The organism is Alkalimonas mucilaginosa (assembly GCF_036327005.1).
In the GTDB taxonomy this organism is placed as follows: Bacteria; Pseudomonadota; Gammaproteobacteria; order Enterobacterales; family Alteromonadaceae; genus Alkalimonas; species Alkalimonas mucilaginosa.
Window position 1 is genome coordinate 1 of sequence record NZ_JAUGZK010000001.1, and the last position, 26,782, is coordinate 26,782.

The 26,782-nt window shown below is 53.5% G+C and carries 21 protein-coding genes and 1 tRNA gene; 16 read left to right on the top strand and 6 right to left on the bottom strand.

Going from position 1 to position 26,782, the window contains the following annotated elements:
- The 5 genes from QWF21_RS00005 to rimI form a co-directional block, all read left to right on the top strand.
- Positions 1–189 (top strand): hypothetical protein (locus QWF21_RS00005; RefSeq protein ID WP_330085986.1); only part of this gene is annotated, 189 nt, incomplete at its 5' end.
- Between the two features lie 279 nt (positions 190–468).
- Entirely contained in the window at positions 469–2,499 is a 2,031-nt protein-coding gene (locus QWF21_RS00010) for a S9 family peptidase (protein ID WP_330085987.1), read from the top strand.
- A 149-nt stretch (positions 2,500–2,648) separates the two neighbouring features.
- Positions 2,649–2,725 (top strand) — tRNA-Trp (locus QWF21_RS00015).
- A 44-nt stretch (positions 2,726–2,769) separates the two neighbouring features.
- Positions 2,770–3,147: a hypothetical protein gene (locus QWF21_RS00020; protein ID WP_330085988.1), complete on the top strand. Its 378-nt coding sequence runs from the start codon at positions 2,770–2,772 to the stop codon at positions 3,145–3,147.
- Entirely contained in the window at positions 3,140–3,595 is a 456-nt protein-coding gene (gene rimI / locus QWF21_RS00025; protein ID WP_330085989.1) for a ribosomal protein S18-alanine N-acetyltransferase, read from the top strand. The genes QWF21_RS00020 and rimI overlap by 8 nt, the downstream gene beginning before the upstream one ends.
- Here rimI and QWF21_RS00030 read toward each other — a convergent pair.
- Together QWF21_RS00030 and QWF21_RS00035 are read right to left on the bottom strand one after the other, a co-directional pair.
- Entirely contained in the window at positions 3,592–4,530 is a 939-nt protein-coding gene (locus QWF21_RS00030; protein WP_330085990.1) for a sodium-dependent bicarbonate transport family permease, read from the bottom strand. The genes rimI and QWF21_RS00030 overlap by 4 nt on opposite strands.
- 117 nt (positions 4,531–4,647) lie before the next feature.
- Positions 4,648–5,547, bottom strand: coding sequence for a cation diffusion facilitator family transporter (locus QWF21_RS00035; RefSeq protein WP_330085991.1), 900 nt, complete (start codon positions 5,545–5,547; stop codon positions 4,648–4,650).
- 166 nt (positions 5,548–5,713) lie between these two features.
- Between QWF21_RS00035 and QWF21_RS00040 the strand changes: the two genes are divergently transcribed.
- From QWF21_RS00040 to QWF21_RS00060, 5 genes are all read left to right on the top strand, one after another.
- The gene (locus tag QWF21_RS00040; RefSeq protein WP_091345504.1) at positions 5,714–6,595 is read left to right on the top strand and encodes a LysR family transcriptional regulator; all 882 of its coding nucleotides are present in this window, start codon (positions 5,714–5,716) and stop codon (positions 6,593–6,595) included.
- A gap of 124 nt (positions 6,596–6,719) precedes the next feature.
- Positions 6,720–8,306, top strand: a complete 1,587-nt coding sequence (gene prfC, locus QWF21_RS00045) for a peptide chain release factor 3 (RefSeq protein WP_330085992.1) — start codon at positions 6,720–6,722, stop codon at positions 8,304–8,306.
- A gap of 12 nt (positions 8,307–8,318) precedes the next feature.
- Complete coding sequence (gene argS / locus QWF21_RS00050; protein ID WP_330085993.1) at positions 8,319–10,058, top strand: arginine--tRNA ligase; 1,740 nt, start codon at positions 8,319–8,321, stop codon at positions 10,056–10,058.
- Positions 10,058–10,696 carry a pyridoxamine 5'-phosphate oxidase gene (gene pdxH / locus QWF21_RS00055; protein WP_330085994.1) on the top strand — a complete coding sequence of 213 codons (639 nt, stop codon included), beginning with the start codon at positions 10,058–10,060 and terminating at the stop codon, positions 10,694–10,696. Before argS ends, pdxH begins: the two co-directional genes overlap by 1 nt.
- Positions 10,687–11,520, top strand: a complete 834-nt coding sequence (locus QWF21_RS00060; RefSeq protein ID WP_330085995.1) for a TatD family hydrolase — start codon at positions 10,687–10,689, stop codon at positions 11,518–11,520. Before pdxH ends, QWF21_RS00060 begins: the two co-directional genes overlap by 10 nt.
- Here QWF21_RS00060 and QWF21_RS00065 read toward each other — a convergent pair.
- The gene (locus QWF21_RS00065) at positions 11,504–13,573 is read right to left on the bottom strand and encodes a TonB-dependent receptor family protein (protein ID WP_330085996.1); all 2,070 of its coding nucleotides are present in this window, start codon (positions 13,571–13,573) and stop codon (positions 11,504–11,506) included. The genes QWF21_RS00060 and QWF21_RS00065 overlap by 17 nt on opposite strands.
- A 4-nt stretch (positions 13,574–13,577) precedes the next feature.
- Positions 13,578–15,062 (bottom strand): PQQ-dependent sugar dehydrogenase, encoded by a 1,485-nt coding sequence (locus tag QWF21_RS00070; RefSeq protein WP_330085997.1) that lies wholly within the window; start codon positions 15,060–15,062, stop codon positions 13,578–13,580.
- 433 nt (positions 15,063–15,495) lie between these two features.
- Here QWF21_RS00070 and serB point away from each other — a divergent pair, with 433 nt between their 5' ends.
- Together serB and QWF21_RS00080 are read left to right on the top strand one after the other, a co-directional pair.
- Positions 15,496–16,464, top strand: coding sequence for a phosphoserine phosphatase SerB (serB, locus tag QWF21_RS00075; RefSeq protein ID WP_407935247.1), 969 nt, complete (start codon positions 15,496–15,498; stop codon positions 16,462–16,464).
- An 8-nt stretch (positions 16,465–16,472) separates the two neighbouring features.
- Positions 16,473–17,375 carry an alpha/beta hydrolase family protein gene (locus QWF21_RS00080; protein WP_330085999.1) on the top strand — a complete coding sequence of 301 codons (903 nt, stop codon included), beginning with the start codon at positions 16,473–16,475 and terminating at the stop codon, positions 17,373–17,375.
- Here QWF21_RS00080 and QWF21_RS00085 read toward each other — a convergent pair.
- On the bottom strand, positions 17,356–19,884 hold the full coding sequence (locus QWF21_RS00085; protein ID WP_330086000.1) for a PilZ domain-containing protein: 2,529 nt from the start codon (positions 19,882–19,884) through the stop codon (positions 17,356–17,358). The two genes, QWF21_RS00080 and QWF21_RS00085, sit on opposite strands and share 20 nt — an antisense overlap.
- Before the next feature lie 107 nt (positions 19,885–19,991).
- Between QWF21_RS00085 and radA the strand changes: the two genes are divergently transcribed.
- Positions 19,992–21,356, top strand: a complete 1,365-nt coding sequence (radA, locus tag QWF21_RS00090; protein ID WP_330086001.1) for a DNA repair protein RadA — start codon at positions 19,992–19,994, stop codon at positions 21,354–21,356.
- 53 nt (positions 21,357–21,409) lie between these two features.
- Here radA and QWF21_RS00095 read toward each other — a convergent pair whose 3' ends face one another.
- Positions 21,410–22,183, bottom strand: a complete 774-nt coding sequence (locus tag QWF21_RS00095; protein ID WP_330086002.1) for an outer membrane protein assembly factor BamD — start codon at positions 22,181–22,183, stop codon at positions 21,410–21,412.
- A 115-nt stretch (positions 22,184–22,298) separates the two neighbouring features.
- On the opposite strand from QWF21_RS00095, the gene rluD reads away from it, so the two are divergent.
- The 3 genes from rluD (at position 22,299) to clpB (ending at position 26,678) form a co-directional block, all read left to right on the top strand.
- Positions 22,299–23,273 carry a 23S rRNA pseudouridine(1911/1915/1917) synthase RluD gene (gene rluD, locus QWF21_RS00100; RefSeq protein ID WP_330086003.1) on the top strand — a complete coding sequence of 325 codons (975 nt, stop codon included), beginning with the start codon at positions 22,299–22,301 and terminating at the stop codon, positions 23,271–23,273.
- 1 nt (position 23,274) lies between these two features.
- Positions 23,275–24,006: a peptidoglycan editing factor PgeF gene (gene pgeF / locus QWF21_RS00105; protein ID WP_330086394.1), complete on the top strand. Its 732-nt coding sequence runs from the start codon at positions 23,275–23,277 to the stop codon at positions 24,004–24,006.
- Between the two features lie 101 nt (positions 24,007–24,107).
- Positions 24,108–26,678, top strand: a complete 2,571-nt coding sequence (gene clpB, locus QWF21_RS00110) for an ATP-dependent chaperone ClpB (protein WP_330086004.1) — start codon at positions 24,108–24,110, stop codon at positions 26,676–26,678.
- The last annotated feature ends 104 nt before the right edge of the window (positions 26,679–26,782 follow it).

Consider the following 26,782-nt stretch of genomic DNA (forward strand, 5'->3'; position numbering starts at 1 on the left):
GTTGAGTGGGCTTTTTGCTTTATCCGCTGCGCGGAAGTACTACTCACCCATGCCTGCCACCGAGGTGGCATTGCGAAACACTTCCCTGTGTTTCGCCCTTCGGGCCTGCCTACGGCAGTCCTAAAACGCTCCCGGCGTTTTAGTCGCCATGCCGGTTCGGTGCATCACCCAGCTATCTGCGAAGGCTGAGGCCTCGTTCAGATCGGCATCAACATGTTTGAGCGTTAGCGACAAATGTGCCGGGAGCACATTTGAACAGCTTTAGCTGGCCCGAAGTGCGTAGGGCAGGATGCCCGGAGTAGTTGTTGTGGCGAGGCTGAAGGAGTGTCTCAGCCTGTAGCTCGTAACAAATGCAGTCTTACTTCGATTGACTCCATCTTGTTCTTGCTCCAGTTAACCGCAAATTGTATTCCCGGCGCTGCCAGCTGGAGTAGTATGTTTCTGATCCCAAGGTCCAGGAAACGAACTATGAAAAAAATCCTTCAACTCTGTTTGCCGTTGCTTTTGCTGTGGACGGCTACTGCAATAGCGCAACAAGTCAATCCGCTAAAATACGATGATGTATTTCATTTAGAACTGGTGACTGATCCTCAGATCAACGCCAAAGGCGATCAAATCGTGTTTGTGCGGAATTGGTTTGACAGACAAACCGATCGCCGCCGGATGGCACTTTGGATCATGAATGCCGATGGTTCTGCCATGCAACCGCTGACCCAAACCGACAGCAATGCCAGTTCACCCCGCTGGTCGCCGGATCAAAAGCGGATCGCTTATGTGCAGGATGGTCAAATCCATGTGCTGTGGCTGGACTCCGGCCGCTCGGTGCAAATCAGTCAGTTGCCGCATACGCCGGCTAATCTGACCTGGTCTCCTGACGGTAACTGGCTGTCTTTTAACATGTTTACTGCCAAGTCAGCTCCACCACCAGTGACTTTGCCTGGCAAGCCTGCAACTGCTAATTGGGCTCCAGCGCCGATTTACATCGACAGCATGCAGTACCGTGCTGATGGTGCCGGTTATTTGCCATCCGGATATCGTCATCACTACCTGATTGCCGCTGAAGGTGGCTCTGCCATTCAATTGACAACGGGTGATTACAATCACAGTGGTGACTTGAGTTGGCAAGCCGATGGCAAAGCGGTGTATTTTGCTGCCAACCGTCGTGAAGCTGCTTACCGTACGCCGGTCAACTCTGCCATCTATCGCTTAACTCTTTCTGATCGCAGCATTGAACAAATCTACGATCCGGCAGGACCTGCCAGCCAACCGATGCTATCACCGGATGGTCGTCAATTGGCTTTCCTTGGGTTTGAAGACAGAAAGCTGGCTCATCAGGCTAACCGGCTGTATGTGATGAATTTAGATGGCAGCAATGTCCGCAACCTGACCGAAGATTTGGATCGCCATATCAATGCCTTCCAATGGCAGAGCAACAGTCGTGGGCTTTATATTCAGTACGATGATCTGGGGCTTGGCAAAGTTGCTGAGCAGCCGCTGCGAGGGAATCGTTCGGTGTTGGTGACTGACTTGGGCGGTACCAGCTTCAGCCGGCCATACAGTGGTGGTCAGTTCAGCGTGGCAGACAATGGGTTGATTGCGTATACCCAGGCAAGTACCGAACGTCCATCCGAGTTGGCGATGCAACATCGACGTACCAACCGCACCTTGACCAACCTGAACCGCGATCTGCTGTTTAAGCGCACCATCGGCCAGGTCGAGGAGATCTGGTATGAGTCTTCGGTCGATGGCAAAAAAATCCACGGCTGGCTGATGTATCCACCGGGTTTTGATGCCAACAAGCAATACCCGTTGATCCTGGAAATTCATGGTGGCCCGCACACTGCTTATGGCCCGGTGTTTGCGATGGAGTTGCAGTTGATGGCAGCGCAGGGCTATGTGGTGCTTTATACCAACCCAAGGGGCAGTACCAGCTATGGCGAAGATTTTGCCAACCTTATCCATCACAACTACCCAAGCTACGATTACAACGATCTGATGGATGGCGTCGACGCTGTGCTTGCCCGAGGTTTTATTAATGAGCAGGAGCTCTTTATTACCGGTGGCAGTGGTGGTGGGGTACTGACCACCTGGACCATTGGCCATACCGATCGCTTTGCCGCTGCGGCTGCCATTAATCCGGTCATCAACTGGTACAGCTTTGTGCTGAATGCCGATATGTACAACTACTTTACTCAGTACTGGTTCCCAGGTCTGCCCTGGGAGATGCCTGAACATTACCTGAAGCACTCGCCCATCAGTTATGTTGGCAATGTCACTACGCCGACCATGCTGTTTACCGGTGATGCCGATTATCGCACGCCGATCTCTGAGACTGAACAGTACTATCAGGCACTGCAACTGCGTGGCATTGATACCGCCATGGTGCGGATCCCGGGCGCATCGCATGCCTTGCATGCCAGGCCAAGCAATCTGATGGCCAAACCTGCTTATGTGATCCATTGGTTTGAACGTTATCGCCAAAGCAAAGCGTCCGATTAAACGGCTGCTCCCTCTGATAAGCCCGGTGTTGTGTGCCGGGCTTTCTTCTTTTTAGCAAAGCGTGTATGTTTTCTATGCAATCAAAGGAGCATAGGATGAATTCTGCTTTACCTTTCAGTCGGCTTTTGTATAATGGCGCGACCAAACGTAGGGGCATAGTTCCAATTGGTAGAACAGCGGTCTCCAAAACCGACGGTTGGGGGTTCGAATCCCTCTGCCCCTGCCACTTTGGTCTGAGCACACTAAGTGCCACAGACACAGGTGAATCCCGTGCTTAATTCATCTCAGCGTCAGCTGTTACAACTTTTAGCCATCCAGCCGTTACAGCTCAAACCCTGTTTTCAACCTGAGCCAGAAATCACTCCTGCTGATGTGGTAGACGATACTGCTACTGGGCCGACACTGTTGTGTCCGCAAGAAAATCATCCATTGGTGCAAGATGTGGTCTATCTGCTGCGTCAACAACCGGATACGACTCCTCAAGGGTTACAACTTGGTTCTTTGTACTGGTCGATACTACCAGGTTCTACCGAGTGTACTCTGAGCGGGCATCAGCTCATCAGCCCGGAACTTTCTTCCCTGACATCGTCGGCATTAAAACGCCAACTCTGGGCTTGTTTAAGTCATTATCTTGATGCGAATGATTAAGCCGTTGGCGGCTGCCCAGTTGCCAGAAATCCTATCCATTGAACAACAAGCTGCTTTTGCTCCCTGGAGTCTAAGTCTGTTTGAAAGTTGCCTGAGCCAGGATTATTTCAATTTCGTGCTGTGGGTGGAAGGTAAGCTGTGTGGTTACTATCTGGCGCAGCAGGTGCTGGATGAAGCCACGCTATTCAATATAGTGGTAGCACCGGATGAGCAAGGCAAAGGCTATGGCAAAACCTTATTGCAGCATATGCTAGAACAGGCAAAACAACGTGGCTGCCATCAGGTCTGGCTGGAAGTGCGGGTATCCAATACTGCTGCCATCGCTTTGTACCAGGCGGCTGGTTTTGAATTAACCGGCCGGCGCAAAAACTACTACCAGGGCAGCTCAGGGACTGAGGATGCCCTGGTGATGGGACTGCAGCTGAGCGTCAGCTCAGCTCAGACTTAATGCAGCCAGTTTATTAGTTGCAGGTAGAGCGGAATGCCTAACAGCACATTCAGCGGGAAAGTAATGCCGAGCGCTGCCAACAAAGACAAACCGATATCTGCCTGAGGAATAGCAGTGCGAATGGCCACTGGCGCTGCAATGTAGGATGCGCTGGCGGTTAAACTGGCTAAAATCAGAATGGAGCCATCCGGCAGGCCCAGCCAGATGCCGGTAAAGACACCACAGACCGCCAGTACTACCGGCGCAATCAGCGCAAAACAAATCACCCGCCAGTAACGCAGTGAAATGCGGTTCAATGTTTCCGCAGCAGTTAAGCCCATTTCCAGCAAGAACAGCGCCAGCACCCCTTTAAAGGCATTGGTAAAGAGCTCAGTGACGGCGGAACCCTGCTGTGGACCATACATGTAGCCAATCAGTACGCCACCGGCCAGTAACACCACGCCACGGTTGGTCAGGGTTTCGTGCCAGAGTGCACTTTGGCTGGTTTTTGGCCCGTCACTTTGCCGCCAGCGGTAAATAGCCAGCGCCACCATAATGGCCGGTAGCTCCAGCATCACCAGATAGAGGGTGACTTCAGCGCCAATGGTCAGCTGCATGCTTTCGGCATAGGCCAGGGCAACGGCAAAGGTACCGGCACTGGCCGAGCCATAATGAGCGGCAAAACTGGCACTGTCGGCCGATGATAAACGTACCAGGCTGCGTAATACCGGATAGAGGATTAAAGGGAAGAGGGCGCCAATCAGAATAACACTGCCAAGCTCCGGTACCAGCTGCCAGCTCAGATTGCCGTGCAGGGCCATCCCACCTTTTAGGCCTATGGTCAGCATTAGTAACAAACTAAGAGTATCGTAGGCGGCTTTAGGAATGGTGAGATCAGAACGCAGGATACCTGCCAACAAGCCCAACAAAAAAAACATCACTACGATATCAGGCATGACTCTTCCTCGCTTAGCAATTGGCAAAACCTGCGCATTGTATCCTTAGCGGGGGGGAAAGGGAAACCCCGGTGTGCTCAGCAGACCAGCACCGGGATATATGGTTTATCGAGTTGATTAGGCGGTTTGTTGCTTTGGACGGGTACTCTGACAATAAAAATCCAACCAAACGACAGGCTCCAGCGGCAAGTGAGCTAATTTACGCTCCAATTGCTGTTGCAAGCCCTGCATTTGCTCGATCCTACTGATACCTATGCGCACCTCCAGCAGCAGGTAGCTGCCGCTTTTGGCCATCTTGCACTGGCGGTGTGAAATCCCCAGGCTTTCCAGCTCGCGATAAACCTGCTTACGCAGCTCTGGCGGAGGGCTTATCATCAGCAGTTCATTGATAGAGTGCCACAACATACGCAGCGGCACCTGAATAAAATAACCGGATACCAGAATTACCATCACCGGATCAGCATACAACGCCCAGCCAGCATAAGGGGTAAATTGCAGGCTCCAGGTCAGAATAAAACCAAGCAATACAGCCAGACTTAACACGGCATCCATCCACCACTGGTTTTGTTCGGCTTCAACCAGTACCGACTGCAATGAAAGATTGGCCCGGCGCAATCGCCACCAAATGGCGAAGCAAACCAAAACGCTGAGCAGAGCAAAGAAAATGGCTTTATCGGCTGCAACTTGGCGACCACCATCTAACACTGCCATCACCGCAGCAGCAAAAGAGACTACACACACCAGCAGGATCACCATGCCTTTTACGGCAATGGACAATGGTTCAGCTTGCAGCCTGCCAAAGTTAAAACGGCTATCTGCAGGAGCGCTGGCAACCCGAAGTGCCAGCAACGACAACAAAGACAATCCTAAACTGACCAGTGAATAACTACCGTCAAACACGATGGCCATGGAATGGGCCCAGAGCCCCCAACCTATGCCGACCAGGGCGAAAAAACCAGCACCGGCAGCAGAGAACTTAAGAATTGATGACTCCGAACGGATGTTCAGCGACAACATAAAAACCTCGATTTATGGCAAAAAAGTGACAAAGTATTCGTCAGTAAGGTTTGTTTGATAATTAACCAACCTTGCTGAGCTGCTTTGTTGGCGGTATTCTAAGTGACAGTAAATTAAAGTAGATAATCGCTAGCCGACGAATTTTTCGTCGCCTATGGGGGTTGTGATGAAAGTTATTCAGGCTGAAGTATTTTTGGTGGTGCTGGAAGAGGGCTCGGTAGCGGCCGCGGCCCGCCAGCTTGGTCGCAGTCGCACCACCATCAGCAGCGTGCTCAGCAGTTTTGAAGATGAGCTGGCGGTAACTTTATTTGAGCGCTCCGGCAATGAGCTGGCCGCCACGCCTATTGCCTGGGCCATTAAACCGGATTGCATCCGATTGCTGCAATCGGCTCGCCAAATCGAGCAGCGTTGTCAGCAGCAGCGCAGCGGCATTGAATCAACACTTCGCATTGCCCGGGACGATGCGCTACCGGAGCGCTTCTGGCGCGAAACCATGACGGCCTTAAAGCAGCAGTTCCCGCTGACCGGTATTTCGGTCTATCTGGCTCCGCCGCAAGAACTGCCTGAGCTGGTGGACTGGCAATCGGTCGATCTGGCGTTTGGCTTGGCCCAGCAAAATGAACCGCACGAAAGCCTGCAGTTTCGCCCGCTTGGCGGCCTTCGGGTAATGATGGTCACCGGCCCTGAGCATGCACTCTGCCGCTTGCCCTTAGTGCATGATGATGACTTGCAGCAGTACACCCAGGTAACAACCGCCTATTTGCAGGATGATTTGCTGGTACCGCAGCTATCGGGTGCATCTAACTACCTGGCGCTGACTCAGTTTGAACTGATTCGCGATGCAGTGATTAGTGGCGCCGGCTGGTCCCGTTTGCCCCAGCCGGTGATTATGGAGCAACTTAAAAACGAGCAACTGCGGGTACTGAAGCATCCGGGGGCGCTGAACTGGCAATCCTATCAGTTAATTTGCGAGCAGGGCTATGCCATGGGCCGGGTGGCCAGCTGGCTGGAACAGCAGGTTGTGCGTTATCTGACCCAGTTTGGCTAAGTGAAAGCCGACAATAAGGTTTCCCCCGATCCATCATTCGCGGTAAAATGCGGCAAATTTTTTATGCATCGCAGCGGATCCCGTGATCCTTTGCGTTATTTGCTATTGTCGCAACGAGTATTGAATGAGCAACCAACAGTTACAGCAGGAAATCAACAGCCGGCGCACCTTTGCTATTATCAGCCACCCGGATGCCGGTAAAACCACCATCACCGAGAAGGTGTTGCTATTTGGAGAATTGATCCAAAAAGCCGGTACCGTCAAAGGCAAAAAGTCCGGTCAGTTTGCCACCTCCGACTGGATGGAGATGGAAAAAGAGCGGGGCATCTCGGTGACCACCTCGGTGATGCAGTTTCCGTACAACCACTGCCTGGTCAATCTGCTCGATACACCCGGTCACGAAGATTTCTCGGAAGATACTTACCGTACCCTGACGGCGGTGGACTCCTGTCTGATGGTGATTGATGCTGCCAAAGGGGTTGAGGACCGAACCATCAAACTGATGGAAGTGACGAGGCTGCGTGATACGCCCATTCTGACCTTTATGAACAAAATGGATCGGGATATCCGTGATCCGATTGATCTGCTGGATGAAGTAGAAAGCGTGCTGAATATTGCCTGCGCGCCCATTACCTGGCCGATTGGTTGTGGTAAGGAGTTTAAAGGGGTGTACCATCTGCTGCGTGATGAAGTCATCCTGTACAAATCGGGCCTGGGTCACACCATTCAGGACGTGCGCATCATTGCCGGCATTAATAACCCGGAGCTGGATGCGGCGATTGGTTCTTTCGCTGAGACGCTGCGTGATGAGCTGGAATTGGTGCAGGGCGCCAGCCATGCCTTCGATCAGGAACTGTTTTTAAAAGGCGAGCTGACCCCGGTGTTCTTTGGTACCGCTCTTGGTAACTTCGGTGTCGATCATATGCTGGATGGCCTGACCGAATGGGCGCCGACGCCACAGCCTCGGGCAACGAATACCCGCTTGGTGCAAGCGAATGAACCTGGTTTTAGCGGCTTTGTTTTTAAAATTCAGGCCAATATGGATCCGAAGCACCGCGATCGGGTGGCGTTTTTACGCATTTGCTCCGGCAAGTATGAAAAAGGCATGAAAATGCGCCATGTCCGGCTTGGCAAAGATGTGCAAGTGTCGCATGCGTTGACCTTTGTCGCCGGCGATCGCGAGCATGTTGAAGAAGCCTGGCCTGGAGACATCATTGGCCTGCACAACCATGGCACCATTAAAATCGGCGATACCTTCACCGTGGGCGAGGACATGCAGTTTACCGGCATTCCAAACTTTGCACCGGAGCTGTTCCGCCGCATTCGTTTGCGCGATCCGCTTAAGCAAAAACAACTGCTCAAAGGTCTGGTGCAATTGTCGGAAGAAGGGGCGGTGCAGGTGTTTCGGCCCATCGACAGCAACGATCTGATTGTTGGTGCAGTTGGTATTCTGCAGTTTGATGTGGTGGTGCACCGGTTAAAATCCGAATACAACGTCGATGCTTTGTACGAAAGCATCAACGTGTCCACTGCCCGCTGGGTGTACAGCGACGACAGCAAAGCCATGGCAGAATTTAAAAAGAAAGCCAGCCAGAACCTGGCGCTCGATGGCGGCGATAATCTGACTTACATCGCACCGACCATGGTGAATCTGAACCTGGCGATAGAGCGTTACCCGAACATTCAGTTCACCAAAACCCGTGAGCACTAACAGGGCAAGCAAATGAATATTAAACAATTATTGACCGAAAAAACGCAGGCAGCTTTTGCCGCCCTGGGCGTGCCAGCCGATACCAACCCGGCCGTCACGGTCAGCACCCGGCCTGAGTTTGGTGATTACCAAATCAATGGTGCCATGAGCGCCGCCAAAGCGCTGAAAACCAATCCGCGTCAGTTAGCCCAGCAATTGCTGGATGCGCTGGCGCTGGACGATATTGCTGCCAAGGCCGAGATTGCCGGGCCAGGCTTTATCAATATCAGCTTAAAGCCACAGTGGCTGGCTGCCCAGTTGCAGCAGGCCGCGCAGGACCCACGTCTTGGCGTGGCGCCTAATGCCAGCCCGCAGAGGGTAGTGGTGGATTATTCCGCGCCCAATCTGGCGAAAGAAATGCACGTTGGCCATTTGCGCTCTACCATCATTGGCGATGCGGTGGTGCGCTGCCTGGAATTCTGGGGCGATACCGTGATCCGGCAAAACCATATGGGTGACTGGGGCACCCAGTTCGGCATGTTGATTGCGCATCTGGAAGACAAGCTGGCGGCTGGCATCGATCTGGAGCAGGTGGCGCTGGCCGATTTGGAAAACTTTTACCGTGAAGCGAAAAAGCGCTTTGACGATGAAGACGGCTTTGCCGATAAATCCCGTGACTATGTGGTGAAGCTGCAAAGTGGTGATGCCCATTGCCAGAAGCTGTGGCAATTGTTTATTGATACCTCGATTAAGCACAGCGATGAGGTGTATCAGAAACTGAATGTCACTCTGACGCACGATGACATCAAGCCGGAAAGTGCCTACAACCCGATGCTGCACGGCATTGTCGAACAGCTCAAAGCCAGTGGCCTGGCGGTGGAAGATCAGGGCGCTTTGGTGGTGTTTTTGCAGGAGCTGGCCGATAAAGACGGCAATCCATCCCCCTTTATTATTCAAAAAACCGGTGGTGGCTTCTTGTACTCCACCACCGATCTAGCGGCCTGCCAGTACCGCAGCCAGCAATTAAAGGCCGATCGCATCATTATCTTTACCGATGCCCGTCAGGGCCTGCATTTTAAGCAGGTGGAGCTGACCGCCCGTAAAGCCGGTTTGCTGCGTGACGATACCGCTTACCATCATTGCCCGTTTGGCACCATGATGGGTGAAGACGGCAAACCCTTTAAAACCCGCACCGGTGGTACCGTCAAGCTGGCCGAGTTGCTGGATGAGGCCATCAGCCGGGCCGGAGCTTTGGTGGCGGAGAAAGCAACCGAGCTAAGCGCTGCCGAGCAGGCGGAAGTGGCAGCCAAAGTGGGCATTGGTGCGGTGAAATTTGCCGATCTGTCGAAGAACCGTACCAGCGATTATGTTTTTAGCTGGGATGCGATGCTGAGCTTTGACGGGGCCACCGCCCCTTATCTGCAGTACGCCTACACCCGGGTGCGCAGCATCTTGCGCAAAGCAGAACTTAGCGATGACTTCCAGGCTGCGATTGTGCTGCAACAGCCGCAGGAGCTGCAACTGGCAGTCAAACTGCTGCGCTTCGAAGAAACCTTGCAGCAGGTGATGAAAGATGCCCAGCCCAATCTGCTGTGCAACTACCTGTATGAATTGGCCAGTCTCTTTATGAGCTTTTACGAAGCTTGCCCTATCCTCAAAGACGGCATTGAACCAGAGCTCAAAGCCAGCCGTTTAATGTTGAGTATTTTAACCGCCCGCATGTTACGCCAGGGGCTGTACTTGCTGGGCATTGAGGTGATGGAGCGGATGTAATGAAGATTGATGCCATCAGGCGCAGTTATAGCAAAGACAAACTCGATCTGGATAAGCTGCATGCTGATCCCATTCAGCAGTTCGAGCTGTGGCTAAAAGATGCCATTGCTGCCGAGCTGCCGGATCCGACCGCCATGTGCGTGGCGACGGTGGATGCCAGTGGTCAGCCGTCGCAGCGGCTGGTGCTGTTAAAGGATGTCAGTGCCGATGGCTTTGTGTTCTACACCAATCTGGGCAGCCGCAAAGCGACTGAGCTGGCAGCCAACCCCAAAGTCAGTTTGCACTTTCCCTGGCATCCGCTGGAGCGTCAGGTGATTGTTTATGGCACGGCTGAACGGGTTTCTAATACGCAGGTGATGAAGTACTTTTTATCCCGGCCCAAAGAAAGCCAGTTAGCGGCCTGGGCCTCCGAGCAAAGCCGGCCGGTTTCGACCCGGCAGGCCTTGATGCAAAAGTTTGCCGAGATCAAACACAAATTTGAGCACGGCGAAGTGCCACTGCCCTCGTTTTGGGGCGGTTTTTTGGTGCGACCGCATCAGATTGAGTTCTGGCAAGGCGGCGAGCACCGGTTGCATGACCGCTTTATGTACCGCCAACAGGACGATAGCCGTTGGTCGATTGACCGGCTATGTCCTTAAGGCTGTTCGACAGTCACTGCCATCTGAACCTGCCAGAGCTGGCTCCTCAGATGGACGCTCACTGGCAAGCGGCTCAGGCCGTTGGGGTAGCAGCGCTGCTGATCCCAGCGGTAGAGCAGGCAGCCTGGCAGCCGTTACTTCAACTGCGTCAGCAGCAGCCAGATTGGCAGCCGTTACTTCAACTGCGTCAGCAGCAGCCAGATTGGCAGATTGCACTCGGTATTCACCCTTGGTGGGCCGCGCAGCACAGCCTACAGGTGGTGACAGAACTGGAGACCATGCTGCGTGAGCAGCAGGACGCAATCTGTGCGATTGGCGAAATCGGCCTCGATTTCGCGCTTGCGCCCGAGACCTTTTCCATGCAACAGCAGCTGTTCGAAGCCCAACTGGCGCTGGCTGCCCGGCTGAATAAGCCGGTTATTTTGCATCACCGCAAATCCCAACCGCATCTGCTGGCGGCAATTAAGCGGGAAAACTTTGCGGATGGCGGCATTTTGCATGCCTTTTCCGGCAGCCCGGAGCAGGGCCAGGCTTTTATTGATTGTGGCTTTAAGCTGGGCATTGGCGGTACTATCAGTTATGAACGCGCGGCCAAAACCAGGCGTGCGGTAGAGCAGTTGCCGCTAAGTGCCTTTGTGCTGGAAACCGATGCGCCGGCCATGCCACTGGCCGGCTTTCAGGGGCAGACTAATACACCGGCCCAGTTGGCGCTGGTGTTTCAACACTTTTGCCAGTTACGGCCAGAGCCGCCAGAACAACTGGCCGAGGCGCTCTGGCACAATACTCAACAGGTACTCCGGTTAGATCCTACCAGCGCAGGGTGATGCCTGCCATCCACAGCCGGCCTGGCGCTGGCTCGAACGAGCGGCCATTGCCCTGGTTCACCACCACCGAACCGACATAGTCTTTGTTGGTCAGGTTATCCAGCCGTAGCCAGGCATCCAGCCAGGTGTGGCCCCATTGCCACTCCGTCTGTGCCGCCAGTCCCCACAAATGCGCGCCTGGTGCAACGATGCTGTTGGCATCATCGACCGGCACGCTCGATCGGTACTGATGGTTCAGGCGCAGACTCAGCGGTTGTAAGGTACCGCTACTGACAGGTTGCCATTGCCACTGCTGAAAAAAGTTGCTGCGGGCTAAACCGGGCAAGCGATTGCCACTATTGGCATCTGCTTCACTTTGACCAAAGCTGGCATCCAGCCAGCTGTAACTGGCGCGCCAGCTGAGCGTTTCGCTTAGGGTGAAGCGGCTACTTAGCTCAAAGCCCTGACGTTTGGTGTTGGTGGCATTGCGGTAAGTGGTGCGGCCATCGATGCTTTGATCCACCAGCAAATCATCGTCGGTATCAATCACAAAGACAGCGCTCTGCAGCAACCAGCGCTCGCGTTGCAGCTTCAGGCCAAGCTCATGCTGGCGCACTTTGGCGGCATTAAGCTCAGTATTCAGGCCTGAGCCCTCATTACGATATGCCATTTCGGTTAAGGTAGGCGTTTCAAAGCCAACACCGGTGCCGGCAAACAGGCTGAGATCATCACGCACTGCAAAGTTTAGCGCCGAGCTCCAGGCATTTTCCTGATAACGAACCTCGCCACTGTCATCCGGGTTGCCGGGCACAATAAAGCGATCGGCCACGGTAAAGTCGATGCGGCTCAAGCGGGCACCTGTGACCCAGCCCCAGCGCGGATGGAACTGCCAGTCGCTGATGAGGGTGGCATCACGGCTGTTGACCCGGCCTGTTTCATCGCGGCGCAGCTCGCCACGGCTACCAAAGTCATTAACAAAGCCAAGCCGCTCGTCTTTTTGCTGCTCTTGCTCCAGTGCCAGCGTCAGTTGCCAGGGTGTGTCGGCTAAAGGTTGCACGGTACTGCTAAGATTGGTGCCATAAAAAGAGCGGCTTAAATCAATAACGGCCCCGGATGAACTGATGGCGGTACCAGGGAAGGCCAGATACTGCTCAATTTCCCGCTTGCCATGCCAAGCTGACAACTGCCAGTCGGCCAACCAGTACAGCGTACTGAAGTCGCGAGCCCGCAAGGTCAGCGACTGCTGACGATGGCGAATGCTTTTACGGGTGCCGAAGGTGGCTGCCTGGGGTGCGGTTTGTCTGGGGTTTTCCCGCCACTGCTCTGGGCTTAAAGCCAGAGGGTCTTGCAGTAGAGGGGCATCGTTGTCATCCAGCCGTAGAATCAGCTCCGCCTGCTTGCCAAGATCCCGGTACCAGCGCAGTGCCCATTGATCGCGTTTTACCGCACTGCTTGGCCGGTCGCCATCGGTACGAAAGCGGGCATAGTCGCCGCTAAAGCTTTGGCGCTCATCGGCATAAACGGCGCGCAGATGCTGGCGCTCGCGCCCGGCACTGCCAGTACTGAGGTTGGCCGACACCGTGCTTTGCAGCGGCCGGCTGCTTTGCAGATCAATCACCCCACCGGCCGAGTTGCCATGAATGGCTGCCAGTGGGCCCCGCAACACTTCGACGCTGCTCGGTTCATCCAGCAAAATACTGGAGGTTTGTGCCTGACCATCTGGCATCGACAGGGGAATGCCATCCAGTCGCAGTCGCACGCCGCGCACGCCAAAGGCGGCGCGGGCACCAAAGCCACGTAAGGTAATGCGGGTATCCTGGGCAAAGTTAAAGCGGGTGTCGACCTGAAGGCCTGCCATGCCTTCCAGCAATTCTGCGGCATCGGTGCGCATGCCGGGTGTCAGGCTCTTAACATCGACACGCTCCACCGCAGCGGGAGTTTCCAGCCAGGGGCGGGCGGTACGGGTAGCCGTGATGACCAGACGCTCTATTTCGGCGCTTTCGGCAGCAGTTTGTGCTGCCAGCGGGGTGGAGACGGCGGCTGCCACATGGAGGGCAACTAAGGTAACAAACATCGGGTTATCCTTGTGGTTGTGCGGGTCGTAAACGCAGTATTTTGCCATTTCCCTGCTCGTCGGTCAGCAGGTAAACGAAACCATCCGGCCCGACTTTGACTTCACGAATGCGGTCTTTCAGTTGCAAATTCTCCTGATGGATGACTCTGTCACCATCGATCTCGAGTCGTGCGACATTGCGGTCACGCAGACCAACGGCCAGAATATTGCCCTGCCAGGCGGGAAATGACTCGCCCTGGTAAAAGGTCATGCCAGACACGCCAATCGATGGCGTCCAGTGCCAGACCGGCTGTTCCATGCCCTCTTTTTTAAAGCCAACTGCCAGCGGAATTTCGCCGCCACCGTATTCTTCGCCATGGGTGATAATAGGCCAGCCGTAGTTCTTACCGGGCTCAGGTGTATTGACTTCATCGCCCCCCTGAGGGCCATGCTCTGTCGCCCACAACCGGTTGGTTCCTGGCTGGATGCCAAGGCCCTGAATATTACGATGGCCGTACGAGTAGATTTCTGGCAAGGCACCGGCGGTGTGGATAAAGGGGTTGTCAGCCGGTACGGAGCCGTCTGGATGAATCCGAATCAGGGTTCCGGTGTGGCTCCCCAGCTCTTGCGATTGCATCAATTGATCGCCGCGATCGCCCAGGCCAAGAAACAGATACTGGCCATCGGCCGAAAACACCATCCGGCCGCCGTAGTGCCAGCCCGGTACTTTCGGGTAGGCACTGAAGATTTCGGTGAAATCGTGCAAGGCACCGTCGGCCAGGCGGGCGTGGGCTATCGAGGTGCTGGCGGCATTGCTGCCGGCCGCATCGGGTTTGGCCCAGCTCAGGTAAATCCGCTGCGATGTGGCAAAATCGGGCGCCAGCACCACATCGAATAAACCTGCCGGGTTGATCTGGTTAACGGCCGGTACCCCAGCAATCGGGGCGCCCAAGCTGCCATCCGCTTCGACAATGCGCAATCGGCCCGGTAGCTCCGTCACCAGAATGCGGTCATTGTCCAAAAAGTCCAGCCCCCAGGGACGGACCAGGCCAGAGGCAAAGGTTTCAACATCAATGTTACCCCAACGGCTCGTCAGGGTGAAGGTGGCATTGGGATCGATGACCTCACGGCCCAGGTTCACTGCACGCTGCACCGTGCCCTGGGTAAAAGTGCCCTGAAGGCGTTGATTGTCGTCCAGTTGCCCTTCAAAACGGCTGCCACTGGGGGTACTAAAAGCAAGCTGGTTGTCGCTGACGCTAAAGTTCTCCAGTGGCGTGCCGGTTGCACTTTGGCTTGGTAGCATAAAGGTGCCGGACCAGTGGTTGTCACTGTGCTCCAGTGTGACAATCAGCAGCAATTCGGTGTTGGGCATGGTGATGTAACCGTACCATGCACCGGTAAATTGTGCGGGCTCTGTCAACTCAGTGCTGGTCACTGGCGGGCTATCGGCCAGTGTTTGAAAACTGCTTAGGGTGAGGGCTAGTAGTAGCCCGAATAGGGTGTTCTTCATGTTAACGACCTCTTAGCGCATAGAGCGCGGGTTGACGAATAATGTCCCAGACCGACAGCAGCGAGGTCAGGGTAGCAATCAGCCGCAGTGACAAAGCCAAGTGCGGATAGCTCATTGGCTTGTTGGCAGGTTTGCGACTTGATCCAAACTTTGTCTATGGCTTAAAAAGTAAAAAAAGTTAAAAAATTAAAATCGCCTTACAATAAACGTAAAATGATGGCAGCGCCAACTGCTTTTGCGGGCATGTTTGGTAAAAGTGCGACCGAAAGGCCCGGCGAAAGCACTGACAGCCGGTAGCTTTTATGAGTAGAATAGAAAAACCGCAACCAACCCCGGTATTGTCGTGTCGCATTGCTATCAATTTCAGGCCGCTGACTGGCCATCGAAGAACCTCTCCGATTGTTGCTCTGAACATGAAAAGGCTTTGCTGTGTCTGCAGCACGGTGAGCTTAGTATCCAAACCAGCTCGCCGGTTGCCAACTGGCCCACCGCATCGCTGCAGCCGCAACTCAGTGACTTTACACCTAAGGCCAGTCTGCGGATTTTTGGCGGCAGCCTGACGTTTGCCCAGTTGCCGGCGCTTTTTGCCAGCTGCCCGACGCTGGCGCAACAGGTGCTGGCGCTTCGTTTGTATCAGCCACACCCGGATTTAGCACCAGCCCTGTTGCTGCAACTACCAACGCTGTTAGCACTGCATGAGCAGCAGGAAGTGCGGCAATGGGCGCAGGCGCAAGCGCTGGAACTGGTGTATCTGGAGCAAGCGCCCAGCCTGAATAAGCCAGGGTTATTGCTAATGGATATGGACTCGACCGCCATTGAAATTGAATGCATTGATGAAATTGCCCGCAAAGCCGGTGTTGGTGATGAAGTCGCTAAAGTGACTGCCCGAGCCATGCGTGGCGAACTGGATTTTGCTGCCAGCTTGCGTGAGCGGGTGGCGGCACTGAAAGGCGCCGATGCCACTATTCTGGCCGAGGTGTTGGCAGAGCTGCCGCTGATGCCTGGGCTGGCCGAACTGGTTGCGCAGCTCAAGCGTTACAACTGGCATGTGGCCATCGCCTCCGGTGGCTTTACCTATTTTACCAAGGCGCTGGAACAGCAACTGGGCTTGTCGGCGACCTTTGCCAATGAGCTGGCGATAGTGGATGGCAAACTAACTGGTGAAGTGCAGGGTGCTATTGTCGATGCCAGCACCAAAGCCAGGGTGTTAGGGCAGTTGGCCTGTCAGTACCATCTGGCAAAGCATCAAACAGTGGCAATTGGTGATGGTGCCAATGATTTGCCAATGTTGGCAGAAGCGGGACTGGGCGTGGCCTTTCATGCCAAGCCACTGGTACAGGCCAAAGCCAAAGCGGCGATTCGCCATGGCTCTTTGCTGCAGCTGCTGTATTTGCTGGACTAACTTGTCTGATGAAGCATCAACAGCATTCGTACTTTTTACCGGTGAAAGGCTATCAGTTGCATATCCGCCGCTTGTTGCCGTTGCAGCAGCCAATTGGCACTGTACTGATGCTGCATGGAGCCATTGGCAATAGCCGGATTTTCTACACCCAATCCGGTAAAGGCCTGGGCTGCTATCTGGCCGATCAGGGGTTTGCGGTCTACTGTGCCGATTATGCTGGCCGGGGTCGCTCCTTACCACACAGCTCCAGTGGCTTCGATCACAGCCAACAGCAGTTAATCTGTCAGGATATTCCGGCGTTAGTGCGCCATGTTGCTGAAGCGAATCAGCAGCCGCTGCATCTGATCGCGCACTCCTGGGGTGGGGTGCTGGCGGCGGCCAGTTTAAGTCGCCATCCAGAGCTGTTGCCGCTGGTGCAATCCAAAGTCTGTTTTGGCAGCAAACGTCGCATCCGGGTGCAAAGTTTTGAAAAAAAATTAAAAATCGACTGGATGTGGAATCGATTGGCCCCCTGGCTGGCAGAAAGGCACGGTTATTTCCCGGCCAAACGCTGGCGTTTTGGTGCTGATGATGAGCCTAAACAGTTCTTGCTCGATTGCATCCGCTGGATAGAGCAGGATGCCTTTGTCGATTGCAGCGATGGTTTTGATTATAAAACCGCGTCCCAAAACACGACTTGGCCAGAACTTTGGCATTTTGTGGCAGAAAAAGATCGGGTATTGGGGCATCCGGATGATGTGAAAGCTTTTATGGCGGAAACTAATCAGCAGCAGGCTCGCTTTACTCATTTGAGCAAAGCGTCAGGTGCCCTTGCCGATTACGATCATATCAGCATGCTGACGCACCCTTTGGCGGTGCAGGATCACTTTCCCACATTAGCCGACTGGTTGGTTAGTCTGAAGCCGAAGTAAGTACCTTGGTGCGCAAGCTGCTTTGTTGTTGGCGCTGTGCTGGCGGAATATCCAATCGCAATAATAACTCATCGGTAATATCAACCAGTTCGCCAACACCGACTACGCTCCATAGTTCTTCCTCCAGCAGTTTGGCTTTATGAATAGCGTATTGGCTAATGTAATTCAGCTCCTGAGCGATGAAGTCGCTGTCGGGCCGGCCGGTACGCGACAGCCAGATGCGATAACAAAACAGTACGGCTTCATCAGCAATTAACTGAGCGATGAAGGCTTTCTTTTCCGGTTCGTTGTTAAACTCATAATCGTAATGGCAACTTAATTCAGGTTTGGTATCCGCCTTGGGCGTAACTTTCAAATACAGCTCGTAATTTTTTGGTGGATCCTGGCGTTTCATTTGTTTTAGTTGGCTGGCGAAGGCCAAGTTGACCGCATTGTGTTTAAGCAGTGGCTCAATATTTAAGTGCTCTGGTTCCGTGCTTAATTGTGCCAGCAGCAGGTGCAGGCTGTTTGGTTGCCCTCCTTGAGCTATTGCTTTCATTTCATAGCGAATACCCTTGCGGTGTAAATAAAATGGAAAACTATTCAAGGCCTTGATAAACATATTGCGCAGGGCTGGTGCCAGCCCCGGGTGCTTTACCTGCTCTTCGGCTACCGTCAGCTTGCTGCGGTTATTTTGGATAAGAAGTTGGAAAAATGCTTTGCCCTGATGGCCATCATCATTTTCTACTACTTTCAGATTCATAATGGTTCCGCTTTTGCTGACCGCCATGACTTCATACAGCAGTTGCTTAAGCTGAAACTTGTTGCTGATTTTTTGCAACTCGGGCAGGTTCAAGCGGACCAAGTCGCCACGCTTTAACTGAGTGGGCAACATGGTTTCTACCTGCATGCCATTGGGTGAAAAGTCCCGGCTAAAAGCGTCAGGTAACTTCTGTTCTTGAGCGTTTTGCAGCTGTACCGTGGTTTTGTACAAGTAGCGGTCTTCTGAGCGCAGATTGACGTACTTAACGGGTATGGCTTCGCAAAACGGCAACTGGTTTAATTTGGCATGGGCAAACTGATTCAGCGCTCGAACAGCACTTTTGTCATAGCTCAATTGCTGGTACCAGGAACTGCTGCTATCGGTGCTGATATCGGTCAGGCTAACAATAAAGCGCAAGGGCGTTAAATAGGCATCCAAAAGTTGGGTATTCTTGGCTTTGGTGTCCGCGGAGGTATCCCCAGGTAATTGGAAGTGGAGTTGGCTGTATTCCGAACTGGTATTTAAAAAGCTAAGCTGAAATACTTTCCAGCTTTTTTTACTGGCGCCAAAACCAAGAAACAGAGCGCTTAACCCGTTTTCAGTGGCGAGCTCTGCCTCGGTTGCACTGTAAAAATACAATTTTCCTTTGGAGGCGTGGGTAAAGCAATACAGTAGCGTTTGCCGCTGACCTTCCGGTAATTGCAGCAGTTGTTTCAGTCGTTTGGCACTAAGCACTTGTGGTAGAACGGAACGTTGCAGCTCATCCTGAAAATAATGAAAGCTGGCGCGGTTGTTTTCGGTGGTTAAGGCGCACTGCGGATGCGACTTGCCTTGTCGTACAGAGATAAAAACTGGCAGGCTGCTGGTTCTCGGTACATAAAACTGCTCGTAGCCTTTCACAATCACGGCATCCAGGGCATTGTCCAAATTTAGCTTGTAGCGTCTTTTGTTCGCCCGGATAAAGCGATCGATAAAATGGGTAAATTCTTGTTCTTGCTGACTGCTTTGCTCAAGCCTTTTGACACGCAATTGTTGGGTTTTTTGATCGAGCAGGCTTATTTCAACAATCTGGTAATGGATCGGGTTGTTGCGATCCAGGGTGTACTCCTGTTCCAGTTCACGGAAGAAGATCCCAAGCTGGTCGTTTTCGGCTAACTTTATCTGTCGCGCCAGCTTCAGCTTGCAGCCTTGTACAGATATATCTGTGGTTTGGGCACTGTATTTTTTGCCATTACCCAGCACGATTTCTACAGTGATGCTGTAGTTCATCCGCTCTTCACTGCGGTTCAGGTAGCTGCCAAATTGTACCGAGCGGGCCAGATGACGGGTGACTGGCTCGGTTGTAAGCTCCGCATCGCTCAGCCCTTGCTCATTACTTAGTACCTGCTTGATTCGTGCTTCTGTTTCTTTACGATGCATCACCCGGTAATTGTTGTCGGTGTTCATCACATCTTCGTACACACCCAACGTAAAGCGGCCATAGTCGCGGATGCCTTGTTCGAATACCTCCACGGCATTGTCATCCATGTAGTGCGTTTTTCCTTCATACTCATAGGTATGCACTGTGCCATCGACATGACCACGCAAATCGATATAAAAGTCACAAGGCTGAGAAAGCCGTTTTAGCTCCATTTTGAGCAGGAATTGCTTGGATTTAGGCAGTTCACTGGTTAGCACGGCAAACATCTGATCAAAATCAGATGTTTGTACTGAGCTTTTTAGTCGCTCTATGATGCTAAGGTGTTCTTGCAGGTCTGGGGCTGTCATAATCTCACAGAGTTCAGCGTCAACATGTTGTGCAACTGCCGGTATAATGACAGTACGCTACGTGGTTGCGACATGAAATGCAATATCCATACCCGTTGAGGAATGAAATGGCAAAAAATAAAACGGCTTACGTCTGCAACGACTGTGGGGCCGACTTTATGCGCTGGCAGGGACAGTGCAGCGAATGCGGAGCCTGGAATACCATCACTGAGGTGAGACTTGGCCCGGCGAAAGACAAAAGCAGCCGCTTTGGCGGTTATGCCGGAGCGACAGCTGCGAAGGTGTTGCGGCTGGATGAAGTGGATTTACAGGATGTACCACGCTTTAGCTCTGGCTTTCTGGAGTTGGATCGGGTGCTGGGTGGTGGCATCGTGCCAGGTTCGGCGGTGTTGATTGGCGGTAGCCCGGGGGCAGGGAAAAGCACCCTGTTGCTGCAAATGATGTGTGGTCTGGCGGAGCAGGGCAATGCACTCTATGTCACCGGGGAAGAGTCGCTGCAACAGGTCGCGCTTCGCGCCAACCGGCTTGGTTTGCCAACCGGCAAACTGCGGATGCTGGCGGAAACCAATGTGGAAAGCATTTGCCACCTGGCCCAACAGGAAAAGCCGCGGATTATGGTGATTGACTCCATTCAGGTGATGCAGATGGCCGAGATCCAGTCGGCCCCCGGCAGCGTGTCGCAGGTACGGGAAAGTGCCGCTTACCTGACCCGTTTTGCCAAGCAGCACAACATAGCGGTGATTATGGTGGGGCATGTGACCAAAGATGGCAGCCTGGCAGGTCCGAAAGTGCTGGAACATTGCATCGATTGCTCTATTTTACTGGATGGTGATGCCGACAGTCGTTACCGCACGCTGCGTGGCCATAAGAATCGCTTTGGGGCCGTAAATGAGTTGGGGGTTTTTGCCATGACCGGCCAGGGCATGAAAGAAGTGAAAAACCCGTCTGCTATTTTCTTAAGTCGGAGCGAGGATGTCCAGTCCGGTAGCATCGTGATGGTGCTGTGGGAAGGGACCCGGCCTTTGCTGGTGGAAATTCAGGCGCTGGTGGACCACTCGCCGCTGAACAATCCTCGCCGGGTAACCGTGGGGATGGAGCAAAATCGCATCGCCATGCTGTTGGCGGTGATGCATCGCCATGCCGGCTTGCAGATGGCCGATCAGGATGTGTTTGTCAATGTGGTGGGTGGTATCCGGGTGCAGGAAACCAGTGCCGATTTAGCCACCTTGCTGGCATTGGTCTCCAGCTTTCGCAACAAACCCTTACCGCCTGATTTGGTTGTATTTGGTGAAGTGGGGTTATCCGGCGAAATCCGGCCGGTGCCAAGCGGTCAGGAGCGACTGCGCGAAGCTGCCAAGCATGGCTTTAAGCGAGCTATTGTGCCCAAAGCCAATTGCCCGAAAGAACCGATTGAGGGCATGCAAGTAACTGGCATCGGCCGTTTATCGGAAGCGCTGGATGCTTTGGATTGATGTATAAAAAATACCGCCAACAGGCGGTATTTTTTTGAGCGGTAAGCTTCGGCTTAGATGCGGGTTCTGTTGTTTGGGAAGTTCAGTTTCAGCACTTCGTAGGCATCATCCCGTAACTTTTCTAAACCTAGTCTATCGTAGCCTTGCACCATCAATTCCAATGCTTGTTCTACCTGAGGCGATTCGCGGAAGTACTCCACAATGTATTTGCCACGGTTGGCGGCAGCCAAATAAGCACCGCGGCGCATGTAGTAATCGGCAACCAGCAGCTCATGGCGGGCCAGTGTTTCGCGGATATGCTGCATACGGATACGGGCATCTGCACTGTACTTGCTGTCCGGGTAACTGGTAATCAGGATGCGGAAGTCATCAAAAGCCTGACGGGTACTGGCAAGGTCACGGTCGGCCTGGTCAATGCCAAAGAACGACTGAAAGGCGTTCTCATCTGCCTTCAGGTTGGTAAGACCGCGCATGTAATACACATAATCCAGATCCGGATGGTTTGGATTCAGCCGAATAAAACGATCGATGTTGGCGATGGCTTGCGGTAAGTTGTTGGCCTGGTAGTAAGCATAGATGATATCCAACTGCACCTGACGGGCCATAGGGCCAAAGGGGTAACGGTTCTCAACAGCCTGAAGCAGCTCGATGGCGCGGTTGTATAAACCTGAATCCAGTACACGTTTGGCCTCGTCGTACATGACTTGGGCATTTTGAGTTACCGATACAGGCTCTTGCTTGCGTTTGCCAGCACAGGCGCTAAGTGTCAGGGTCAGTAAAATTACCCAGAAAATAGTAGAAAACTTGCTGTTCATGGTTAAATTCATATCTCCGTCAGCCTTTGGCTGTCCAGTTGGTGGTAAAACCGTTAAAATATGCTCCAGAGAAACCCGATTCTAACCCAGAGCCTTCGGGAATGCACACAGGATACCTGCTTCCGCTATGACAAAACAGATCAAATTGACAGAAATCGTACCTGACCATCTTTACGGTAAGCGGTTAGATCAGGTACTGGCCGAATTGTTCCCCGATTATTCCCGCTCGCGGATAAAAAACTGGATCCAGGCCGGCCAGGTCCAAATTGATGGTGCGGTAGAAACCAAACCCAGACATAAATTGCTGGGTGGTGAGCAACTGGCCGTGGATGCAGAGCTGCAGGAAGAAGTGCAGCACGAAGCCGAGGCTATTGACCTGGTTATCCTTTACGAAGACGATGATATCCTGGTAATCAACAAGCCGGCCGGTTTGGTAGTTCATCCCGGTGCTGGCAATCAAGCCGGCACCTTGCTGAACGCTTTGCTGCACCATGTGCCGGATATCGTGGAAGTGCCAAGGGCAGGTATTATTCACCGGCTGGATAAAGACACTTCCGGTGTGATGGTGGTGGCTAAAACGGTACCGGCGCAAACGGCTTTGGTTTCAGCCATGCAACAGCGCCTGATTACCCGTGAGTACGAAGCCGTCTGTCATGGCACCTTAACTGGTGGGGGGACCGTCGATGCCCCTATAGGGCGCCATCAAACCCAACGCACCCTGATGGCGATTGATGAAGGCGGCAAGCCGGCTGTTACTCATTACCGGGTGATGGAACGTTTTCGGGCCCACACCCGCTTGCGGCTGCGGCTGGAAACCGGTCGCACTCACCAAATTCGGGTCCATATGCAATCGTTGCATCATCCTTTGGTTGGCGATCCTGTCTATGGTGGCCGGCCCAGGCCGCCGCGCGGTGCCAGCGAGCAGTTTCGCCAGGTATTGCAACGCTTTCAGCGTCAGGCGCTGCATGCCGCCCTGCTGAAACTGGAGCATCCTATCAGCGGTGAGCCGATGGAATGGCAGGCACCGATCCCGGAGGATATGCGCTTACTGGTCGAGACCCTGCGGGCTGATACGCAGGAACATGGCATGGACGATGCCTGAGTTGCAACTGATTCAACCGGACTGGCCGGCACCTGCCAGGGTGAAGGCCATCAGCAGTACCCGTTTGGGCGGTGTGTCGGTTGGCTGTTTTAGCGGCTTGAACCTGGGTAGCCATGTGGACGATGCACCGGCTGCAGTGACAGTTAATCGCCAGATGTTGGCCGCAGCCGCTGCTATGCCTCAGCCACCGCTTTGGCTGGAACAGGTGCATGGCACTGAGGTTGCTGTGTTGCCTCTGAGCAATCAGGGGGCGGTGATTGCCGATGCGGCTTTTAGTGAGCACGCAGGCCAGGTCTGTACGGTGATGACGGCTGATTGCTTGCCGGTGCTGCTCTGTGATGCCAGCGGCAGTCAGGTGGCAGCCGTCCACGCTGGCTGGCGCGGCCTGGCTGCTGGTGTGTTGGAAAGGACCTTAGCCCAGTTTGCGGCTGGCGCTGAGATCATGGCCTGGCTTGGGCCTGCCATTGGGCCTTCGGCCTTTGAGGTCGGCAGTGAAGTCGTACAGCAATTTAACGCCAGTGATGCAGCTGCAGCCAGTGCCTTTGTCCAACAGGGTGAACACAAGTGGCTGGCTGATTTGTACCAACTGGCCCGGCTGCGTTTGCAACGCGCTGGGGTGCAGGCGATATACGGCGGCAACTACTGCACTTACTCGCAAGCCGAATTGTTTTACTCCTACCGCCGTGATGGCCAGACTGGCCGGATGGCCAGCTGTATTTGGTTGCAGCCCTAACGTTGATTTTAGTCAATTATTTGACACTTGCTGCTTGAAAACTGCCCAGCCTTTCCCAATATAAGCTATAACTTTTGTTACAGTTTTGATTGGAGAACATCATGCGATTAGATCGTTTGACCAGCAAGTTCCAACAGGCCATTGCCGATGCGCAATCGCTGGCACTTGGCCGCGATCATCAGTTTATTGAGCCGGTGCATCTGATGCATGCGTTGCTGAATCAGGATGGCAGCACCGTACGCGAATTGCTGAATAAGCTTGGAATTAATTTTAACGAACTGCGGCTGAAAGTGACGCAGGCCATAGAGCGCTTGCCAACGGTGGAAGGCACCGGTGGTGATGTACAGTTATCCGCATCGATGGGCACCTTGCTCAACCTGTGCGACAAGCTGGCGCAAAAGCGCAAAGATCAATACATTTCCAGCGAGTTGTTTGTTCTGGCTGCCACCGAGGATAAGGGCGCTTTGGGTCAGATCCTGCGAGAGCAAGGGGTGACCAATGAAGCACTGGCTAAAGCCATTGACCAGATGCGTGCTGGTCAGCAAGTGGACGATCCCAATGCTGAAGATACCCGGCAGGCACTGAGTAAGTACACTGTCGATTTAACGGCCAGGGCCGAAGCCGGTAAGCTGGATCCTGTGATTGGCAGGGATGAAGAAATTCGCCGCTGCATTCAGGTACTGCAACGCCGCACTAAAAACAACCCGGTATTGATTGGTGAGCCTGGTGTGGGAAAAACCGCCATTGTCGAAGGGTTGGCGCTGCGAATCATCAACAAAGAAGTACCGGCAGGTTTGCTGGATAAACGGGTGTTGGCACTGGATTTGGGCGCACTGTTGGCTGGTGCCAAGTACCGCGGGGAATTTGAAGAGCGGCTAAAAGCAGTGCTGAATGAGCTGGCCAAAGAAGAAGGCCAGGTCATTTTGTTTATCGATGAAATTCATACTATGGTCGGCGCAGGAAAAGCCGATGGCGCCATGGATGCCGGTAATATGTTAAAGCCGGCGCTGGCGCGTGGGGAGCTGCATTGCCTGGGTGCTACTACCCTGGATGAGTACCGCAAATACATTGAAAAAGATGCGGCGCTGGAACGGCGCTTTCAAAAAGTTTTGGTGGAAGAGCCTACGGTCGAAGACACCATTGCCATTTTGCGGGGCTTAAAAGAGCGCTATGAGCTGCACCATGCGGTGGAAATTACCGATCCGGCCATCGTAGCTGCGGCCACCTTATCACATCGCTACGTCAATGACCGCCAGTTGCCGGATAAAGCCATCGATTTGATTGATGAAGCGGCGTCCAGCATTCGGATGCAGATGGACTCCAAGCCTGAAGAAATGGATAGGCTGGAGCGGCGCATTATTCAATTGAAGCTGGAAGACAATGCACTCAGCAAAGAAGTGGATGATGGCAGCAAAAAGCGTCGTGATGCGATACAGGAACAAATTGCTCAACTGGAGCAGGAATACCAGGGACTGGATGAAATCTGGGAGGCTGAAAAAGCAGCTTTGCAGGGAACTCAGACCATTAAAGCCGAGTTGGAGCAGGTGCGGCTGGATCTGGAAGTAGCCCGCCGGGCCGGCGATTTGCAGCGAATGTCCGAGTTGCAGTATGGGCGTATTCCGGCATTGGAGAAGCAACTGGATTTAGCTAGCCAGGCCGAAATGCAGGATATGCAGTTGCTGCGTAACCGGGTGACTGAGCAAGAGATTGCGGATGTGCTGTCGAAAGCCACCGGCATTCCGGTCAGCAAGATGCTGGAAGGCGAGCGGGATAAGTTGTTACAGATGGAAGATGCGCTGCACAAGAATGTGGTCGGGCAACAGGAAGCTGTAGCAGCCGTTGCTAATGCGATACGTCGTTCGCGTGCTGGCTTATCCGATCCGAACCGTCCCATTGGCTCTTTCCTGTTTTTAGGGCCGACCGGGGTTGGTAAAACTGAACTGACCAAGTCATTGGCCACCTTTTTGTTTGATAGTCCGGATGCGATGGTGCGGATTGATATGTCGGAGTTTATGGAAAAACACGCGGTATCGCGCCTGGTCGGTGCGCCTCCAGGCTATGTCGGTTATGAGGAAGGCGGCTATCTGACCGAAGCCGTCAGGCGCAAGCCTTATTCGGTGATCCTGCTGGATGAAGTGGAAAAAGCCCATCCGGATGTGTTCAACATCCTGCTGCAGGTGTTGGACGATGGTCGTTTGACCGATGGTCAGGGCCGCACGGTCGATTTTAAAAACAGCGTGATCATTATGACCTCGAACTTAGGCTCGGATTTGATCCAGGAGTACAGCAGTGAGTCGAGCTATCAGGACATGAAAACCATGTTGATGGATGTGCTCGGCAAGCACTTCAGGCCTGAATTTTTAAACCGGGTTGATGAAACTGTGGTGTTCCATCCATTGGGTCATGCCCAGATCAAGTCGATTGCGACTATCCAGTTGCAGCGGTTACGTCAGCGCCTGGAAGAGCGTGATTATCAGTTGGAAGTCAGTGAAGCGGCTCTGGATAAACTGGCGGCGGCCGGCTTTGATCCGGTATACGGTGCAAGGCCGCTGAAGCGAGCTATCCAACACTACCTGGAAAACCCATTGGCACAAGCCTTACTCAAAGGTGAGATTGCTCCAGGTGCCACAGTGCAGATTGATGTTGATGGTGACGACTTTGTGATCCACTAACACTGACTTTAGGCTTTTTATCGTTCACCCAATGCCCACCCCAGCGTGGGCATTGTTGGTGGTTGATGCTGAATGCTTTGATAACGTTCATACAGCCAGTGGCA

Excerpts from the sequence above, each read along its gene's own strand:
- QWF21_RS00010 (WP_330085987.1), top strand. The coding sequence starts at position 469 with ATGAAAAAAATCCTTCAACTCTGTTTGCCGTTGCTTTTGCTGTGGACG.
- rimI (WP_330085989.1), top strand. The coding sequence starts at position 3,140 with ATGATTAAGCCGTTGGCGGCTGCCCAGTTGCCAGAAATCCTATCCATT.
- QWF21_RS00030 (WP_330085990.1), bottom strand. The coding sequence starts at position 4,530 with ATGCCTGATATCGTAGTGATGTTTTTTTTGTTGGGCTTGTTGGCAGGT.
- QWF21_RS00035 (WP_330085991.1), bottom strand. The coding sequence starts at position 5,547 with ATGTTGTCGCTGAACATCCGTTCGGAGTCATCAATTCTTAAGTTCTCT.
- QWF21_RS00040 (WP_091345504.1), top strand. The coding sequence starts at position 5,714 with ATGAAAGTTATTCAGGCTGAAGTATTTTTGGTGGTGCTGGAAGAGGGC.
- prfC (WP_330085992.1), top strand. The coding sequence starts at position 6,720 with ATGAGCAACCAACAGTTACAGCAGGAAATCAACAGCCGGCGCACCTTT.
- argS (WP_330085993.1), top strand. The coding sequence starts at position 8,319 with ATGAATATTAAACAATTATTGACCGAAAAAACGCAGGCAGCTTTTGCC.
- pdxH (WP_330085994.1), top strand. The coding sequence starts at position 10,058 with ATGAAGATTGATGCCATCAGGCGCAGTTATAGCAAAGACAAACTCGAT.
- QWF21_RS00060 (WP_330085995.1), top strand. The coding sequence starts at position 10,687 with ATGTCCTTAAGGCTGTTCGACAGTCACTGCCATCTGAACCTGCCAGAG.
- QWF21_RS00065 (WP_330085996.1), bottom strand. The coding sequence starts at position 13,573 with ATGTTTGTTACCTTAGTTGCCCTCCATGTGGCAGCCGCCGTCTCCACC.
- QWF21_RS00070 (WP_330085997.1), bottom strand. The coding sequence starts at position 15,062 with ATGAAGAACACCCTATTCGGGCTACTACTAGCCCTCACCCTAAGCAGT.
- QWF21_RS00080 (WP_330085999.1), top strand. The coding sequence starts at position 16,473 with ATGAAGCATCAACAGCATTCGTACTTTTTACCGGTGAAAGGCTATCAG.
- QWF21_RS00085 (WP_330086000.1), bottom strand. The coding sequence starts at position 19,884 with ATGACAGCCCCAGACCTGCAAGAACACCTTAGCATCATAGAGCGACTA.
- radA (WP_330086001.1), top strand. The coding sequence starts at position 19,992 with ATGGCAAAAAATAAAACGGCTTACGTCTGCAACGACTGTGGGGCCGAC.
- QWF21_RS00095 (WP_330086002.1), bottom strand. The coding sequence starts at position 22,183 with ATGAATTTAACCATGAACAGCAAGTTTTCTACTATTTTCTGGGTAATT.
- rluD (WP_330086003.1), top strand. The coding sequence starts at position 22,299 with ATGACAAAACAGATCAAATTGACAGAAATCGTACCTGACCATCTTTAC.
- clpB (WP_330086004.1), top strand. The coding sequence starts at position 24,108 with ATGCGATTAGATCGTTTGACCAGCAAGTTCCAACAGGCCATTGCCGAT.